Genomic DNA, 14,659 nt, shown 5'->3' with positions numbered 1-14,659 from the left:
ATAGCCGGGCTATCCACTGCGCACCGCGCCTTGCGTCTCATCCCGGCAAGGTACTTGCGCGGCCCCGAAAAGATCGTAAACACGTTCTTAGCGCCCAGAATCTCCCTGCCCGCACCGAGGGCGACAAAGGTTGCTGCAGGCAGCTCTACCCAGGCTTTGTGAATCTCGGCCTCGGTGCTTTCAGGGGCGAAGGCATACGTGTCCCCCGCCTGGAAGGTGGTGCGCAGGATAAGCCATACAGCGGGCCAGTCGGCAGCCTGGAGGGGGCGGATGGTGACGGGGGTGTCGGAAGTCGTCATGGGAACTGCAGTGGATGGAAGGCAAGTGCCGCATTGTCCCGCTCCGCATAAAATCCGCCGTCGGCAACGGCCACCCCTTGATGGCGGCGCCCTACCCTGAGTGATCCATCCCATGACCCAGCCTTCTGCCGCCCCGGCAGCCCCTGCCTTGCCCACCCGCCCCGTGCGCGCCCAGTACGAAGACTTCATGCGCCATGTGTTCACGCACGGCGTGGACAAGTCGGACCGCACGGGCACCGGCACCAAGAGCGTTTTCGGCCACCAGATGCGGTTTGACCTGAAGGAAGGTTTTCCGCTGGTCACGACCAAGAAGGTGCACCTCAAGTCCATCATCCAGGAGCTGTTGTGGTTCCTGACCGGCTCCAGCAACAACAACTGGCTGAAAGAGCGCGGCGTGACCATCTGGGACGAATGGGCACGCGAGGACGGCGACCTAGGCCCCGTGTACGGCGTGCAGTGGCGCAGCTGGCCCACGCCAGACGGCGGGCACATCGACCAGATCAGCGACGTCATCAAGACATTGAAAACCAACCCCGACTCGCGCCGCATCATCGTGAGCGCCTGGAACGTGGCCGAACTGCACAAGATGGCGCTGATGCCCTGCCACGCGTTCTTCCAGTTCTACGTGGCCCCGGCGCAAGAGCCCGGTGGGCGCGGCACGCTGAGCTGCCAGCTGTACCAGCGCAGCGCCGACATCTTTTTGGGCGTGCCCTTCAACATCGCCAGCTACGCGCTGCTGACCCACATGGTGGCGCAGCAATGCGACCTGGACGTGGGCGACTTCATCTGGACGGGCGGCGACTGCCACATCTACAGCAACCACCACGAGCAGGTGCAGACGCAGCTGGCACGCACGCCCTACCCCTACCCCGTGCTGAACATCAAGCGCAAGCCGGACAGCATCTTCGACTACGAGTACGAAGACTTTGAGGTGCTGGACTACCAGTGCCACCCGGCCATCAAGGCGCCAGTGGCGGTCTGATCACCGCCCCGGAGCGCCGGCTGCACCTGCCCTGCCTTCCCCCATAACCAATACAACGAGTTTCTATCCATGTCTTCCGGCGGATTCCACGTACACGGCCCCCACGACCACGCGGTCGAACATGCCACCCACGGCCACAATGCCGCGCACCACGGCGCGGACCACGGCGGCGGCTCGTCCACCGACAAGATTGCGATGTTCACGGCCATTGTGGCCACGGTGGGCGCCATCTTTGCCTACATGGGCGGCGCCACGCAGGCCAATGCGGGCCTGATGAAGAACGACGCGGCCATCAAGAAGACCGAGGCCTCCAACCAGTGGAATTACTTCCAGTCCAAAAGCACCAAACAGAGCCTGGCCGAGCTGGCGCGTGACCTGACCCCGGCCGAGACCGAAAAGGCCAAGTACCAGGCCAAGATCGACCGCTACGAAAAAGAAAAGAACGAGATCAAGACTGTGGCCGAGAAGCTGGAGGCCGATGCCCACGCGTTCGACCAGCAAAGCGAAGCCCAAATGCACCAGCACCACCGCTGGGCCCAGGCCACCACCGCGCTGCAGGTGGCGATTGCGCTGGCCGCCATTGCGCTGCTGACCAAGAAGAAGTGGCTGGAATACGGCATGTACGGCGTGGCCGCCGTGGGCCTGGGTGTGGGCGCGCTGGCGTTCCTGCACATCTGATCCCATCCACCTCCCAAGCACCGAGCGAGCCCCATGCCCCTGCACCTCATCTACGCCCGCGCGGCCAACGGCGTCATCGGCAAGGACAACCGCCTGCCCTGGCACATCCCCGAGGACATGGCGCACTTCAAGCAGCTCACGCAGGGCTGCCCGGTGGTCATGGGCCGCAAGACCTGGGACTCGCTGCCCCTGCGCTTTCGCCCCCTGCCCGGCCGCACCAACATCGTGGTGACGCGCCAGGGCGACTGGCAGGCCGAGGGTGCCCACCGCGCTGGCAGCCTGGCGGAAGCCCTGGCGCTTTGCGACACGGGCAAGACCGTGTGGATCATCGGTGGCGCGCAGATCTATGCCGAGGCCCTGCCCCTGGCGGACTGCGTGGAGGTGACGGAGATTGCGCAAGACTTTGACGGCGATGCCTATGCCCCCGTGCTGGGCGCAGAATGGGTAGAAACCGCCCGCGAGCACCATGTCAGCACCAACGGACTGCCGTTCAGCTTTGTGACCCGTGTGCGCCGCAGCTGACGGCGCAGCCCCATCACTCTTCTACTCACATTTTGATAGCTACCAGCGCATGATCCACTAGCGCTACCGGCCTAAAACCATGCAAATTGCCACCTGGAATTTCAATTAGTGTTTCAGAGTGGATCACAACGTCTCAGCCCGCATCGCAAGCCGTTGTTTTCATTGGGTTTTTTGATTCACACTGTCGCACACTGATTCTCATTGGCGCATGAACTCCGGGTAGCTAGGTGGGTAGCTACACTCCTAGCTACCCAAAAAAAGGACTGCCGATGCCCAAAATCAGTCACACGCTCACCGACATACAGATCAAGCGCTGGATCTCAAAAGGTGAGGCAGTCGCAAAGTCAGATGGCGATGGGCTGACATTCACCCTCTCCAAAGGCGGCACCGCAACCTGGGTGCTACGGTATCGCGTGCAGGGCGGTCGGCGGCGCGAGCTGACCATCGGCAGCTACCCGGACGTGACACTCGCGGCGGCCCGGGAGAAAGCCCGCGCTCTGCGTGCATCCATCGACGGCGGCGCGGACCCGGCGGCGGAGAAGCAGGAGCGCAAATCGCGCACCGCAGCAGCATGGACCATGCGCGAACTGGTTGCGGACTACCGCGAGAAGGTGCTGCGCCCAGACGTGTTCGCAGAGGACACCATCTACTACCGCAATGCCGACATCGACCAAGTAATCCTGCCGCGCCTGGGTTCCTGGCAGGTGGATAAGGTAACGAGCATTGATGTCGTGAAAGTCCTCAAAGAGAGCGGCCGAACGTGGCTGATGACAAAGCGGCTGCTCACCTCTATCTCCAAGGTTCTCGACCACGCCTGCGGGCTGACTCTCATTGCGGCCAATCAGTGCACCGGCATCAAGCTGTCCGCGCTCAAGGGCCCTCGCCCCAAGACACGCCAGCGCGTCATGCTGGAGAACAAGGAGCTGCAATCCCTGCTGCCGGGCATCGACTTCATCGGCCGCGAGAACGCCCTGGCCTTCCGCATCCTGCTGGCCACCTGCGTGCGCGGGGTGGAGCTGGTCAAGGCCAAGAAGGAACACCTGGATCTGGAAGCCGGCACCTGGTGGGTGCCCGCAGAGTCCGTCAAAACCCGCGCTGGCTTCCTGGTTCCCCTCGCACCGGTCGTCGTTGACTGGTTCCACGAGCTGATCGCCCTGTCTGGCGACTCCGTGTACGTGCTGCCCACTCGCCGCGCCGACCGCTCAAAAGAGCTGGGCGATGTGCCTATCGGGCGCACCACGCTTTGGGCAGCACTGCGGCGCGCGTTTGAGCGCGGTGACATGGACATCCGCAAATTCACCCCGCATGACACGCGCAGCACGGCCAAGGGCCACCTGATGAACATGGGGGTGTCGCGCGAAATCTCCGAGATTGCACTGAACCACACGCTCAAGGGAATGGAGGGGGTCTACGACGTGCGGGAGGAAATACCGGAGCGCCGCCGGGCCCTCAAACTGTGGGCGGACTACCTGGTGAGCTGTGAAAACAGTGCCCCACCAAGCCGCAATGGTGGTGCAAATGTGGTGCGCTTGCGCCGGGCGGCATGAGCTGCGCGGCCTCGACATGAAAAACCCGCTCGCGGCGGGTTCAAGCTGGGTCGTGCCTCAGAACACTTGCATGATCTGGGCCGATCGGATTTCCCCCTTGCTCCGGCCTATCAGCACTTCCAATCGGATTTCTTCGCGCATTCTTGCCGCCTCTAAAACCTTCGCGAGTTCTGTAGACGAGAAGTTCGCCTCGTTAATTGTCGCAACAAACTCACCTGTCCCTTCCCCGGACAACACGTACTTTGCGACACCTGGCTCGCGCACATCCACCTTGAAAATACGAAACTTGAGGTCCAAAACATCTGGCACCGTAGCTACGCGAGGCGCGCGCCTGTTCAATTCCTGGATTTTCTCGGCATCCAACTTAGTGCGGCCAACATCGATCTGAGTTGCATCTGGTGCAGAGCGGGCAATTGCCTTGGTGCCCTCCGTGACCGCTTCATCGAATTTCTGTGCGGCACGGTTTTCAGCGAGAGCCCTAGTGAAAACCTCCATTTGTTTGGTTTGCTGCTCCTCAAGCGCCACTACCTGATGCGCCTTCACTTCTTCTTTGCGCACATCGCCAAACACATCTGCGGATTTTCCAAAGCCGTATCCCGCAGCCACTATGAGAGCCACAACGATGATGACTCGTGATTTGGTGAGTGGATCCATGTTGGCAAAGCCTTCCCCTAATTTTTCAAGAAAGCCTGATAGAGCAGCCCAAAGGTCCGATGACCCTTCTTTGACTTCGAACACCAACTCCAAAGCAGAGCGCTGCTCGCCGCTTAGTTTTCTGATATCTCCGACACCGGTTAGAGCATACGCGGCAGCCGAGTAAACAGCTTCCTGGAACTGCCAAAGCCCTCTCGCCAATTCGCCAGGGACAGTGGCGTGATATCTGGGCCCATCAATTTTGATGTGCAACCACGCCATCTCCCCGCCAAAAACGATGTCATCCGGAAGAAAGCCGCGTTCCAGCCTCTCAAGATACGCCAGAGCTTCTTCGGCGCTGCTCAATGAAATTGTCATCTGATCCCTCCTAGATTGGATCATACGACTGGGAACATTGATGGCCACGCCAGAAACTGCCCACTTCTCACTTCCGCCGGTACATCTCTTCCAACGCCCCTGGCCGACTTCGAAAAAATGCCAACCGCTCAAATACAAAGCCCCGTCCGCAATACTGCGGCGGGGCTTTTTCATTGGCGGACTGCTGCGGGCCGTGCAGCCGTAATCAGGTTGGGCGTGGAGTCCCGGCCAGGTCGGCCGCAGCATCCGCATCGGTCAGCACCGGTCGGGCCAGTTCATCGCGCAGGCGGAAGCCCAACAGGGGCCAGATTTGGCGCTCTGCGTTCTCGCGGGCGATGCGCTCCCCGATTTCCTTGTTGTAGTTCTCCGGGCTGGCGCAGGCCGAAACGCCGTGCACGGTGAACCCGTTGCGCAGCACCAGGACGCAGAACGTTAGGAGATTGAGCGGCGTCACCCAGCCATCGGGACGCACATTCATGTTGCACGCGCCTGCGCAGCCCTCGGCAGCCGTGAAATAGTGCTCGCTGACGATTTCGGCTTGCAGCGCGGCAGGCGTCACACGCGGACCTTTGTCGGCCTTGGCCTGGATCTCGCGCTCCAGTGAATCGGGGCCGGGATCAACGACAGGAAGCGTGGAGCACGCTGCAGGCGTTGGCTTTTCGCCAGCGGCGTCCTTGCGGGCCTGGCCCTGCTGGTAGGGCATCCACTCAACGTAGCGACCAGTCGGCTTTGCATCGCCCTCTTGCACCAGCGTGACCGACAGTACGGAATGCTGCCTGCCCACGATGTCGGTGACGAGCACGTTGACCATGCGATCGCCCCAGACGGCGATGACGGTGGCGTCTAGCGGCTGATCGCCGGAGACGGCCATGGCACTAGCGCCAACTTTGTCGCGCTCGCTCGGGCGATACCAAACTTTGCGGCCCACGGAGGGCTTGATGACAGTAGAGGTCATGGTGTTCTCAGGGAGTTGACCCGGCATCCGGCCGGTTCGGCGCTTTGAGGCCCAGGCCACCAGGCGGTGGCAACAGGGTGCGGTCGTTCTGGATCACACGCATCAAGGTGCGGACTTCATCGGCGTGCTGTTCAGCAGCTCCTGCGAACGCTTCCGCCAGTCCGTCAGCCTGGCCCAGTAGGTGCCCGAGGGTGGCGGCGCGATCCCGGCAACGCTGGAGGGCAACGGCTGGGCTGTCGGCTTCTCCCCCACCACAGGTGGCGGCGTATTCGGTGACTTGCTTGCGCAGCCGGTCGCCATCAGCAGCGGCAGCAGCAAGGCGAGCAAGGCGGCGCTTTTCTTGGGCAGCGTGGGCATCGGCTATCTCCTGTTGATTGCGGGCGTGGATCTCGCCCTTGCGAAAGGTGGCGCGGGCGTCATCCAGCGCAATGCGGTGGCGCTCCGACTCCTGCGCTGCATGCGTGGCATTGAGCTTGGCCACGGCGGCATCCATCTGTGCGCCCTGGTAGAACCAGGCGGCAGCAGCGGCCACCGCCGCAGCGATCAGGTGGGTGATGAGCGTGAGGTTCATATGCCGGCTCCACACTTCTTGGTTTCGTCGGCGCGGCGGTTGGCCAGTCCCTGAACGAACGTGAAAACCTTCTTGCCAGTGTTCGGGTCGATGTGACTTGTGAAGCTCCACACCACTGTGCCGTCATCACCCCGGCTGATCCTCTGGCAACCGCGCTCCCACTCGCCACGATTCCATGCGGCCATGGCGCCGCTGCTGCAGGTGTTGGCGGCGCCCAGGTTCCATGCGTGGCTGCTGGCCATGTCGAGCACGCTGGGCGGTGGCAGGCGCTTGAAGCAGGGCAGCACCGCACGCTGCACCCGCTCCAGAGCGTTGGATTCCTCCACCACGCACTTTTCCTCGGTCCAGCGTTCACCAACGATGATGGGGGTGCGGGTCACATGGCGTGTGAGCCCGTTGCAGACGGTGGGAATGTTTCCCGCCAGCTTGTCCTCGTAGACCACCAGCACGCGGCCCTTGCCGCTTTCCCACTTCTGCAGGTGTTCGACCAGCTGCGGAGACAGCAGGGTGACAAAGCCGCCCAGGGCGGCCACCCAGATCACCTTGGGCTGGATCTTGGCGGTCAATCTTCGGCTCCAAGCTCGCCCAGGTCAGTGTCCTGATGGAATACCGGGACGCCACTGGTGCGCATCAGCTGCATGCGCATGTCACGCTCGGCCTCGCGGCGCTGGTGTTCAGCTTCCCGGCGGCGATCATCTGCAGCCTGGCGCTTGTTCGCCTCGCGTTTGTAGAACCAGGTGATGAGCAGGCCGATGACTGCAACTGCAGCACCGACATAGGCCGCCAGATCAGCGGCTGACAACTTCCCGGCGACAGCAACAGAACCCCCGAGGATCGTGGCCTTGTTCCCAGCTGCGCCGATGGCTTCGAGGGTTTCAGTTTTCATGACAGTGGATCATTCCGGCGCATGCCAACTTCCACCAACCCTATGCTGGGCGGCAGTAAAGCAGGCTGCGACAAATGCTGTTTTCATGAGCCCGGAGTGTTCCGGGCATGCGCCAGGCGGTCGAACCCTACTGGGGGGGAACGACGTTGCGCGACGTGTAGCGCGGCTGATTGGGCGGCTGGTACTCGTTCGGGTAGTTCTTACGGTCGAACTCTTTGGTGTATGCGTTCTTGCAGTGGTCCGGGCCCTGCCAGAAGAACAAGAGGTTGATGATGGGCATGAACAACTTACCCAGCACCTTCCCATCACGGTGGGCGCGGTACGCACGCGCGGAAAGCGTCTCGTCCGCGTAGCTCACGGTGCCGTCCAGCGGCGGGATCAGCGCGTTGACCAGCTGGTCAGCCGCGATGAACACCTGTTCAAAGTACGCTCGCATCAACTGCAAAACCTGCTGCATTTGCTTCGTCCTCAAAAGACGGCGGCCAGCCGCCGGTGGCGTCGTACTGCTCAGGGTGCTCACTGGCATCCATGGCCATGCGGTGAACCTCAGCAGCGGTAAAAACAGCGGTGTCGTTGGCAGCCGTGGCCTGCACGATGGCCTGCGCCAGCGCGGGTGTCATGGTCACGAACACAGGCTGCGGTGAGTAGGTGAGCGTCTTCCACTGCAGACCGGCGGGGATGTTCTGGCCCAGCAGCACAAGGCCTAGCTGCTGGGTTCGGCTTTTCTGGTCGCTATGGAACCAGTGGGCGCCAACCTTGACGCCCATGGAGGCACGACGGTCGCGCTCAGCTTTGATGGCCTCCCACGCAGCGGCTCGCATTGCGTTGACAGCACCGGCTGCTCGGGCCTCGATTTCCGCGATTTCCTCGGGCGTGGCGTCGCGTTCGCGCTGCTCGCCTGCGTCCGTGTCCCAGTAGCAAATTTTGTAGGTCATCGCACGCCTTAGCCGTTGTAGCCGTAGATACGGATCTTCCCTGCGGCCGCGAAATTTGCGCCGTTGTTCCAGAAAAAGCGCAGACCTGACACGGCGTTTGCAGCGGAGTACCCGCCCCAAAAAATTTGGGGGTAGACGCTTGGTGTCGCAACGTTTTGATGCAGCTCTTGTCCGTGAATGCTCTTGAGGCCTGACGTCGAGTTCGCGTTCACGAAATGGAAGCTGAAATTCAGCCCACGCCCGGCTGCAAGTACGGTGTTGCTACTGTCACTTACTTGCATGGACGTTGATGTGAACGCCACCGCAGTCGGGAAACCGGTGTTCCGCGAGTAGACGGTCCCCGCGTCAACCGTTCCCGCGTTCGCGCAGCGCACCACCAAGTAGTCGTTGGCTGAGGGCAGGATGCCAGCTCCGATCACCAAGTAGTTGTCAAAGTCGCTACTGAACACCGTCAAGGCGTCTACAGCCGCAGCCGCAGTTGGCGTGATAGTCGCCAGCAGCGTACACCCTCGGCCCACGGGCGAGTCCCCAGCAGGCAGTTCCCGAACCTGCCCGGAGACGACGACAAGGGGACGGCGCTCTGCCATGACTTATGCCAACACCACGGGGGTGCCGCGCTCGAAATTCACTTCGGTGGCGCTGAGTGCAACACCCAGGTTCTGCACTACGTTGCCCGATGCACTGGGGATCGTGGCGCCGCCCGTGCCGGCGGTCGTTTGCAGGTAAACAGGGCCCGGCGTCTGGCCCGATACCTGCGTGTTCGTGCCCTCGAAGTACACCGTCGCGTTTGCGCCGCTGGACACTGCAGCCAGCACAAACCCATGGGCCTCCTTGCCTGCAGTGGTCGCGTCGGCTTTGCGCACCTTGGCGCCAGTGCTGTTCCACACGTTCACCCAGTCGCCCGCAGCGAGCGCTTCGCTGGCCGCGATGGATTTTGTGTCTGCGCCGATGCCAGGCGGCATCACGCTGTTGTCAAGGCGACCAGTGGCGTCGAGGGCCACCAGATCGCCGTCGTTCCCGGCACCAGCGGAGGTGACGGTCGCTGCTACTTCGGTGAACACGCCAGCTACGAGGCGGAGGAATTTCTTTGCGGCCATGGTGGGCTCCTATGCAACGGTGATTGGGGGTTGAACGTCCACGAGGACGAGGGTCGGGGACAGCGCATACGCCACCACCTGCGAGAAAACTGCGCCCGCTGGCAGGGTCTGCGTGAGCTGGCCTGTCGTGCCGACGAACACCGGACCTGGGGTCCATGTCCATCCAGCGTGCTCCAGCGTGAAAGCGGTCTGCACCACGGCCTGATCGCCGGGGCTGTAGGCGTTGGCCAGCAGGCCCAGCACGGCGCCGCGATGGGATGGGTTCGTGCAATCAGCCTTGATGAGTAGCCCGGCGGCATCAGCCGCCACCACGCTGTGCCCACTCAGCGGGGTAGCGCCGACAGTGACGGTCGTTGCGCCGCCAGCTGGGCCGGGCACGCCTTGAGGGCCGCGCGGCCCCTGCTCTGCCACGGCGACAACGCTGACGGCTTCGACCTCATCCACCAGCACCGAGTCATCGGGCTGCTGGGCAAGGATCTGGATTTCTTCGACCGTCACCAGGTCAGTCACGGGTCACCTCCGGCGACACGCTGATGGAGCCTTGGGCCAGGCGCGTGACCTCACCTCCTGGGTGAACAATCTCCAGATCCCAGACGCCGGCATCCCAAGTGAACGCGCTCGTGTCCTCGTCGCTGGCGTACAGGTCGATGGTCCCGAGGGCGCCACCCAGCGCAATACCGTCGTTCTCCGTGGTGAGCGACAGCAGGACGGTGGTCGATTCCACCTCCTCGCGCACCTGCATGCGCGCGGTACAGCCCGTCAGATCGATAGGCGTGCCGCTCGGCGCTGTCCACGTCAGGCGCTTGCGAAAGGTCGCACCCTGGTAGATGGTGAATTTGAGCTTGGCCGGGGTTGTCATGCCCTGCAGTCTTCCGGCTGCAGGGGATTCACGCGAACCCTACTGGGGGTGTTTACGCGAGGATACTGTCCCAGTCCGTAACGTCGCGCTCTGTACCGCTGTACCCACCCTTGGCACTGACCTGGTTCATCAGAGTGGTGACCATGTTGCCGAACAGGTCCACCACCTCGTTGGCATTGGCCATCTTTATCTTGCCTAAGAAGTCGTCCCGGTCGCGGGTCGCCGCTTCATCAAAAGCGAGACCGAACCGGCGCGTCGCCGTCTGACGCATCAGCCCGGCCACGCGGGCGCTGAACTGCTCATTGACTGCATAGATATTGTTGTAGGCATCCGCCACGGCATTTTGGTCATTGATCCACATTCCTCTTGCACGCAGCTTGAGCTTGACAGTTTCCGCAACCTGCTGGTGCAGGCGCTTCACGCGGTCCATACTGGTGTCCATGGATACACGGGCAAGGCGCATCTTCTCGGATCGCTCCTGCTCTAACCGCTGGGCGTGCGTGCGCAGCAGCACCTCGGTGACGCTTTTGATGCTCTCGCCGCGCATGCGGGCCAGTGCTTCCATCATTTGGCCGGGTGCAAAGCGGTGCCCAGCCTGAGCAGCGGCTTGCATGGCTTGGCGTTCTTCTGCTGCCACTTGTCTCTGCGCAAGCAAATAGGCAGTTTCAGCGGGTGTGCTGTCCACCAGTTCGCTGTATGACATACCTGTAGCCGATGACAGCGCGCGGGCTACAAACGCCTCAGCGTCTGCCCCTGCAGCACCAAGGCCGGGGAACAGCATGTCGAGCTTTCCAATGTAGTCATCGAAGAATGACCCAATCACTCCATCAAGAAACAAAGGCAGCGGGGCTATGTCTAGGTCTTCGCCGGTGAGGTCTGCCCCAGCCAGCGCGGACTGGGCCGACGAGAACTCCGGCGAGTAGCGCACCTCGTAAGCATCTGGCCTCGGGCTGACGCTGCGCAGCGCTGCATTGATCTCCGTGTTCACACTGGCGGCCATGGCTGACTCTGCCGTGTTTATCATCTCGGAGATGCGGTTGATCGCCGTGTAGACGATGGCGGCAGAAATGCCTTGGGCTGCGATACCGTTGGAAGTTGCCATGTCTTACCCTGCGTCGATGTTGTTGGACTCGGAGGCGGTCGAATTCACGCTCACGCCCGCACTGTTGAGCGCTGCAGCCGCGCGGCTTGAGTAGCGGCGCAGCAGCTTGATGTTTGCCTCTGCGGACATTTGCGCCAGCGTGTTAGCGCGCTCCACTGCAGCCTTGATGCGCTGCGTGTTGGCTGCCCGCGAGTCGTCGGTGGTCATGATCCGCTCGTTCCATTCGGCCAACTCTGCCGTGCGGATGTCCATGCGGGCCTTGATCGCCTGCTCATCGCGCTGTAGCGCAGTAAGGTAGTCGTTATTGCGACCAAACACATCAAACATCAGGTGCATCTGGGTGAACATGTGGTCCATCACCGCGTCCAGTGCCGCGTGGTAGGCGCGGATCAGGGCCTCAGCGGCGTCTACGCGCATCTTGTGCGCCTCTGCCACTCGGTCGGCCTGCATCTGGGCGCCCAGGCGCTCAATGTGCAAGCCCGACATGCGAGCGGACACACCCTGCAGCGCAGCCGATGCGCCCGGTGGCAGCGGCAGGCCGTAGGGGTTCACACTCTGGTTGGCGTAGCTGGTCGCCTGCGCTATCCTGCGGTCTTGCCCGAGATACCCAAGTCCGTCGCCGCCATTGACCACCTTGCGCAGCCAAGCCACCGCTAGCTGGAAACCGGGACCGACTGGCACAGACTTAGTGAGCACATCCCGGAACTGCTCTGCCCACTCATCAGCTACATCCTTCATTTGCCCGCGTAGGGACTGGTCATGTGCAGCCACCAGGGCAGCAGGTTCATTGCCTGCATACCGGCTCAGGAACCTCTCAATGCTGGCGCCTCCGCCGCCAGCACTGATACCTGACTCCACATTCCCGCCAAGGTCATTGCCGCTGAACCTCTGGGCATTGGCGTAGCTGGTCATTGCCATGTTCCATGCACGGCCCAGCAGCCAGTCAAAAAGCAGCGCCGAAGGCAGCGCGCGTCCGTTTGCCATGGTCAAATCCTCCGGGTAGACGCGACCACATTGAATGTGACGTTATCAAGTTCAAACGCCTCGCCCTCGCCTACCAGGTCGAAGGTGAAGTAGTTGGTACGCAGACCGCGCCCTGTGTCAAAGCGCTGTATGCGCAGATCGGTATCGGCGCTTCTGGCCCTGTAGGTGTAGGTGTTCTTGCCGTCGCCCACCCGCAGAAGCATCTTGCCGGTCGAGGACACACCGGCATACACAGCCGACAGGGACTTGAGTTCCTGCGTGCCGAAATCGTGCTTGCCCAGCGCCACGCCAGATGTGATGGGCTGGCCCGCATCGTCCGCACCCTCCAGCAGATAGACGCCATCATTGCGCACACCGTAGTGCTTGCCTCCCAGGGCAAAGAAGCTGTTGAACCCGTAGGCGTCATACCGCGTGGAGGCGCTGCTGCCGGTATCCACAACCCAGGCCTGGCCATCGTCCACGAGCCCGCCCGTGGTAACGCGGAACACTAGGGACGACACGCGCTCCCCCAGGCCGACGCGCTCGGCCACGGCCTCCAGCATGGTGGCAAATACCGATGCGGTGTCCTGCACCGTGACTTCTTCCGATGCGTCGGCGGTCACAGTGGCATCCACTGTCGCCGTGGATGTGGCCTGCACATACTCCGTAGCGGTAATCGTGAGATAGGCGCGAAGGAAAGAGGATGCCGCGTACCCCACCATCTCCATCACTTGTATCAGCGGGGTCATACCCCCGCCGTAGGCGGCGCCGCGCAGGCCGGGCAGAACGCCGACGACTTCGGAATACGTAGTCTCGGCGGTGATGCGCCCAAGGAACCGGGGCAGCGCGCCGTCCACGCGCCCAGTGGCGGGCGAAGTCATGTACCCGACGAACCGTGGGAACACCCCCGTCATTGCCGAGAACTTGACGCCGGAGTCATCACCTGCGAGCGCACCAGTGATCGGGCCGATCATGCCGATCAGGGTCGTGTAGCTCCCGGAGCCGGACAAGGCGCCGATGATGGGGCCGATGTTGCCATGGATACCGTCCCCTTCGCCCAGGGACCCTACCAGCCCGACAAGCGTACCGGCGAGCGTACTGTAGGCCCCGCTCGATAGCACGCCGACAAGTTTTGGCAAGTCACCTGCCAGGTCGCCGTCTGAGAGTCCGGCGAGGGACCCGGCGATGCCCGAGAGCATGCCGCGCAGCTGACCGTCCAGGTCAGGCCATTCGCCCTCTAGGAATTTGGGGTTGTCCACGCGGTCGAAGGCGAGGTACAGCACAGCGTCCAGCGCGTAATCCTCGGCCATGGCGAAGGCGCCGCCGTACAGCGGAACCCCATTGACCACCCACTGGACGGAGTCGCCGTACATCAAGGCCTGCACTTCGTCGGTCCCCGTCGCCGTGCGTGCCGCGCTGATTGTGGTGTAAGCCTCCGTCAGCACCACCACGCCCTCGTGGATTACCTTTACTTCGTCATCGGCGAACACGAGGCCGTACCGCAGGTGGCTGTATCCGCTACGGTACGTCGATGGCAATTGCGACTCGGCACAGAACCCGACAGCGACGCCTGCGGGGCGAGAGTCGCCAACGTCTGGGATGTCGAATGACACCGTTCCGCCCCAGTCCGGGGGCACCGAGTCGATGCTGAACGCGCCGCTGTTCCAGCCAGGGTTAAGGTCGACGACAGGCGCCTCGGGCACAGACGTGTCCGGGACAACGATCGTGCCGCCGCTAGGGTCTCCGCCGAAGTTCGGCGGTACGACGGGCCCGCCGTCGCTGATGCCCGACTCGCTGCCCCCACCTACGGGCGGCCGGTACGTGTCATCGCCCCCGTCGTCCGGCCAGCAAACAGTGCTGGTGAAATATGTAGTGGGTGTCGTCGTGTAGTCAACGAAAGTTGCAGTCGTGCATGGCATGGTTCTATCCGTTCCCGACGCCAGGGGTCTGGGTGGCCTCGTAGTTCAGTTGGACATATCCGCCAGAGCAGACACCAGTGACGCGGTACACATACTGCCCGTCAAGCGACGCCACCAGAAAGTAGTTCCCAGCTTCGACGTGCGTGTGGGTGTATGCGTATGGGGGCCACAGCTCGACGATGCGCGTGAGCACGGAACCGAAGCACGCCGATCCCGGAATGGGAGACGTAGTTGCACCCCCACCGACGCCGCCCCCGTCACCACCTCCACCTCCACCGCCGCTGCCTCCACCGCCGCTGCCTCCACCGCCGCCTAGGATCGGGTCTTTAATGA

Annotated in this window: 19 protein-coding genes; 4 read left to right on the top strand and 15 right to left on the bottom strand. The window is 62.5% G+C overall.

Annotated elements, in window-relative coordinates; translation table 11 throughout:
• A partial coding sequence (locus ACODSU_RS23090; RefSeq protein ID WP_488845149.1) for a GNAT family N-acetyltransferase occupies positions 1 to 299 on the bottom strand: 299 nt, incomplete at its 3' end.
• Positions 300 to 411: 112 nt separating this feature from the next.
• Here ACODSU_RS23090 and ACODSU_RS23085 point away from each other — a divergent pair.
• The 4 genes from ACODSU_RS23085 (at position 412) to ACODSU_RS23070 (ending at position 4,028) form a co-directional block, all read left to right on the top strand.
• A complete protein-coding gene (locus ACODSU_RS23085) occupies positions 412 to 1,281 on the top strand; it encodes a thymidylate synthase (protein WP_488845147.1) in 870 nt (289 codons plus the stop codon).
• Positions 1,282 to 1,350: 69 nt separating this feature from the next.
• Entirely contained in the window at positions 1,351 to 1,959 is a 609-nt protein-coding gene (locus ACODSU_RS23080) for a DUF4337 domain-containing protein (RefSeq protein WP_488845145.1), read from the top strand.
• Between the two features lie 33 nt (positions 1,960 to 1,992).
• Positions 1,993 to 2,481 carry a dihydrofolate reductase gene (locus tag ACODSU_RS23075; RefSeq protein WP_488845143.1) on the top strand — a complete coding sequence of 163 codons (489 nt, stop codon included), beginning with the start codon at positions 1,993 to 1,995 and terminating at the stop codon, positions 2,479 to 2,481.
• 227 nt (positions 2,482 to 2,708) lie between these two features.
• Entirely contained in the window at positions 2,709 to 4,028 is a 1,320-nt protein-coding gene (locus ACODSU_RS23070) for a tyrosine-type recombinase/integrase (RefSeq protein ID WP_488845141.1), read from the top strand.
• 57 nt (positions 4,029 to 4,085) lie between these two features.
• On the opposite strand, the gene ACODSU_RS23065 is transcribed toward ACODSU_RS23070, so the two are convergent.
• From ACODSU_RS23065 to ACODSU_RS23000, 14 genes are all read right to left on the bottom strand, one after another.
• Complete coding sequence (locus tag ACODSU_RS23065; protein ID WP_488845139.1) at positions 4,086 to 5,213, bottom strand: hypothetical protein; 1,128 nt, start codon at positions 5,211 to 5,213, stop codon at positions 4,086 to 4,088.
• Positions 5,214 to 5,244: 31 nt separating this feature from the next.
• A complete protein-coding gene (locus ACODSU_RS23060; protein WP_488845137.1) occupies positions 5,245 to 5,994 on the bottom strand; it encodes a Gp49 family protein in 750 nt (249 codons plus the stop codon).
• Between the two features lie 7 nt (positions 5,995 to 6,001).
• Positions 6,002 to 6,565, bottom strand: a complete 564-nt coding sequence (locus ACODSU_RS23055) for a hypothetical protein (RefSeq protein WP_488845135.1) — start codon at positions 6,563 to 6,565, stop codon at positions 6,002 to 6,004.
• Positions 6,562 to 7,131 carry a lysozyme gene (locus ACODSU_RS23050; protein WP_488845133.1) on the bottom strand — a complete coding sequence of 190 codons (570 nt, stop codon included), beginning with the start codon at positions 7,129 to 7,131 and terminating at the stop codon, positions 6,562 to 6,564. Before ACODSU_RS23050 ends, ACODSU_RS23055 begins: the two co-directional genes overlap by 4 nt.
• Positions 7,128 to 7,451 (bottom strand): phage holin family protein, encoded by a 324-nt coding sequence (locus ACODSU_RS23045; RefSeq protein WP_488845131.1) that lies wholly within the window; start codon positions 7,449 to 7,451, stop codon positions 7,128 to 7,130. The genes ACODSU_RS23050 and ACODSU_RS23045 overlap by 4 nt, the downstream gene beginning before the upstream one ends.
• Positions 7,452 to 7,578: 127 nt before the next feature.
• Positions 7,579 to 7,896, bottom strand: a complete 318-nt coding sequence (locus ACODSU_RS23040) for a hypothetical protein (RefSeq protein WP_488845129.1) — start codon at positions 7,894 to 7,896, stop codon at positions 7,579 to 7,581.
• Positions 7,871 to 8,386: a DUF4376 domain-containing protein gene (locus ACODSU_RS23035; protein WP_488845127.1), complete on the bottom strand. Its 516-nt coding sequence runs from the start codon at positions 8,384 to 8,386 to the stop codon at positions 7,871 to 7,873. Before ACODSU_RS23035 ends, ACODSU_RS23040 begins: the two co-directional genes overlap by 26 nt.
• An 8-nt stretch (positions 8,387 to 8,394) precedes the next feature.
• Positions 8,395 to 8,973, bottom strand: coding sequence for a hypothetical protein (locus tag ACODSU_RS23030; RefSeq protein ID WP_488845125.1), 579 nt, complete (start codon positions 8,971 to 8,973; stop codon positions 8,395 to 8,397).
• 3 nt (positions 8,974 to 8,976) lie between these two features.
• Positions 8,977 to 9,483, bottom strand: a complete 507-nt coding sequence (locus ACODSU_RS23025) for a hypothetical protein (RefSeq protein WP_488845123.1) — start codon at positions 9,481 to 9,483, stop codon at positions 8,977 to 8,979.
• A gap of 9 nt (positions 9,484 to 9,492) precedes the next feature.
• Complete coding sequence (locus tag ACODSU_RS23020) at positions 9,493 to 9,993, bottom strand: hypothetical protein (protein WP_488845121.1); 501 nt, start codon at positions 9,991 to 9,993, stop codon at positions 9,493 to 9,495.
• A complete protein-coding gene (locus ACODSU_RS23015) occupies positions 9,986 to 10,342 on the bottom strand; it encodes a hypothetical protein (protein ID WP_488845119.1) in 357 nt (118 codons plus the stop codon). The genes ACODSU_RS23020 and ACODSU_RS23015 overlap by 8 nt, the downstream gene beginning before the upstream one ends.
• 52 nt (positions 10,343 to 10,394) lie before the next feature.
• Positions 10,395 to 11,444 carry a hypothetical protein gene (locus tag ACODSU_RS23010; RefSeq protein WP_488845117.1) on the bottom strand — a complete coding sequence of 350 codons (1,050 nt, stop codon included), beginning with the start codon at positions 11,442 to 11,444 and terminating at the stop codon, positions 10,395 to 10,397.
• A 3-nt stretch (positions 11,445 to 11,447) separates the two neighbouring features.
• A complete protein-coding gene (locus ACODSU_RS23005) occupies positions 11,448 to 12,428 on the bottom strand; it encodes a hypothetical protein (protein WP_488845115.1) in 981 nt (326 codons plus the stop codon).
• A 2-nt stretch (positions 12,429 to 12,430) separates the two neighbouring features.
• A complete protein-coding gene (locus tag ACODSU_RS23000; RefSeq protein WP_488845113.1) occupies positions 12,431 to 14,110 on the bottom strand; it encodes a hypothetical protein in 1,680 nt (559 codons plus the stop codon).
• Positions 14,111 to 14,659 lie beyond the last annotated feature (549 nt).

This window comes from Acidovorax sp. FG48 (genome assembly GCF_057809085.1).
Note: the sequence above shows the minus strand (reverse complement) of the source record. Positions and strands in the feature narration are given on the sequence as shown.

Excerpts from the sequence above, each read along its gene's own strand:
- ACODSU_RS23060 (WP_488845137.1), bottom strand. The coding sequence starts at position 5,994 with ATGACCTCTACTGTCATCAAGCCCTCCGTGGGCCGCAAAGTTTGGTAT.
- ACODSU_RS23065 (WP_488845139.1), bottom strand. The coding sequence starts at position 5,213 with ATGAAAAAGCCCCGCCGCAGTATTGCGGACGGGGCTTTGTATTTGAGC.
- ACODSU_RS23025 (WP_488845123.1), bottom strand. The coding sequence starts at position 9,483 with ATGGCCGCAAAGAAATTCCTCCGCCTCGTAGCTGGCGTGTTCACCGAA.
- ACODSU_RS23035 (WP_488845127.1), bottom strand. The coding sequence starts at position 8,386 with ATGACCTACAAAATTTGCTACTGGGACACGGACGCAGGCGAGCAGCGC.
- ACODSU_RS23010 (WP_488845117.1), bottom strand. The coding sequence starts at position 11,444 with ATGGCAACTTCCAACGGTATCGCAGCCCAAGGCATTTCTGCCGCCATC.
- ACODSU_RS23005 (WP_488845115.1), bottom strand. The coding sequence starts at position 12,428 with ATGGCAAACGGACGCGCGCTGCCTTCGGCGCTGCTTTTTGACTGGCTG.
- ACODSU_RS23075 (WP_488845143.1), top strand. The coding sequence starts at position 1,993 with ATGCCCCTGCACCTCATCTACGCCCGCGCGGCCAACGGCGTCATCGGC.
- ACODSU_RS23085 (WP_488845147.1), top strand. The coding sequence starts at position 412 with ATGACCCAGCCTTCTGCCGCCCCGGCAGCCCCTGCCTTGCCCACCCGC.
- ACODSU_RS23030 (WP_488845125.1), bottom strand. The coding sequence starts at position 8,973 with ATGGCAGAGCGCCGTCCCCTTGTCGTCGTCTCCGGGCAGGTTCGGGAA.
- ACODSU_RS23080 (WP_488845145.1), top strand. The coding sequence starts at position 1,351 with ATGTCTTCCGGCGGATTCCACGTACACGGCCCCCACGACCACGCGGTC.
- ACODSU_RS23055 (WP_488845135.1), bottom strand. The coding sequence starts at position 6,565 with ATGAACCTCACGCTCATCACCCACCTGATCGCTGCGGCGGTGGCCGCT.
- ACODSU_RS23015 (WP_488845119.1), bottom strand. The coding sequence starts at position 10,342 with ATGACAACCCCGGCCAAGCTCAAATTCACCATCTACCAGGGTGCGACC.
- ACODSU_RS23045 (WP_488845131.1), bottom strand. The coding sequence starts at position 7,451 with ATGAAAACTGAAACCCTCGAAGCCATCGGCGCAGCTGGGAACAAGGCC.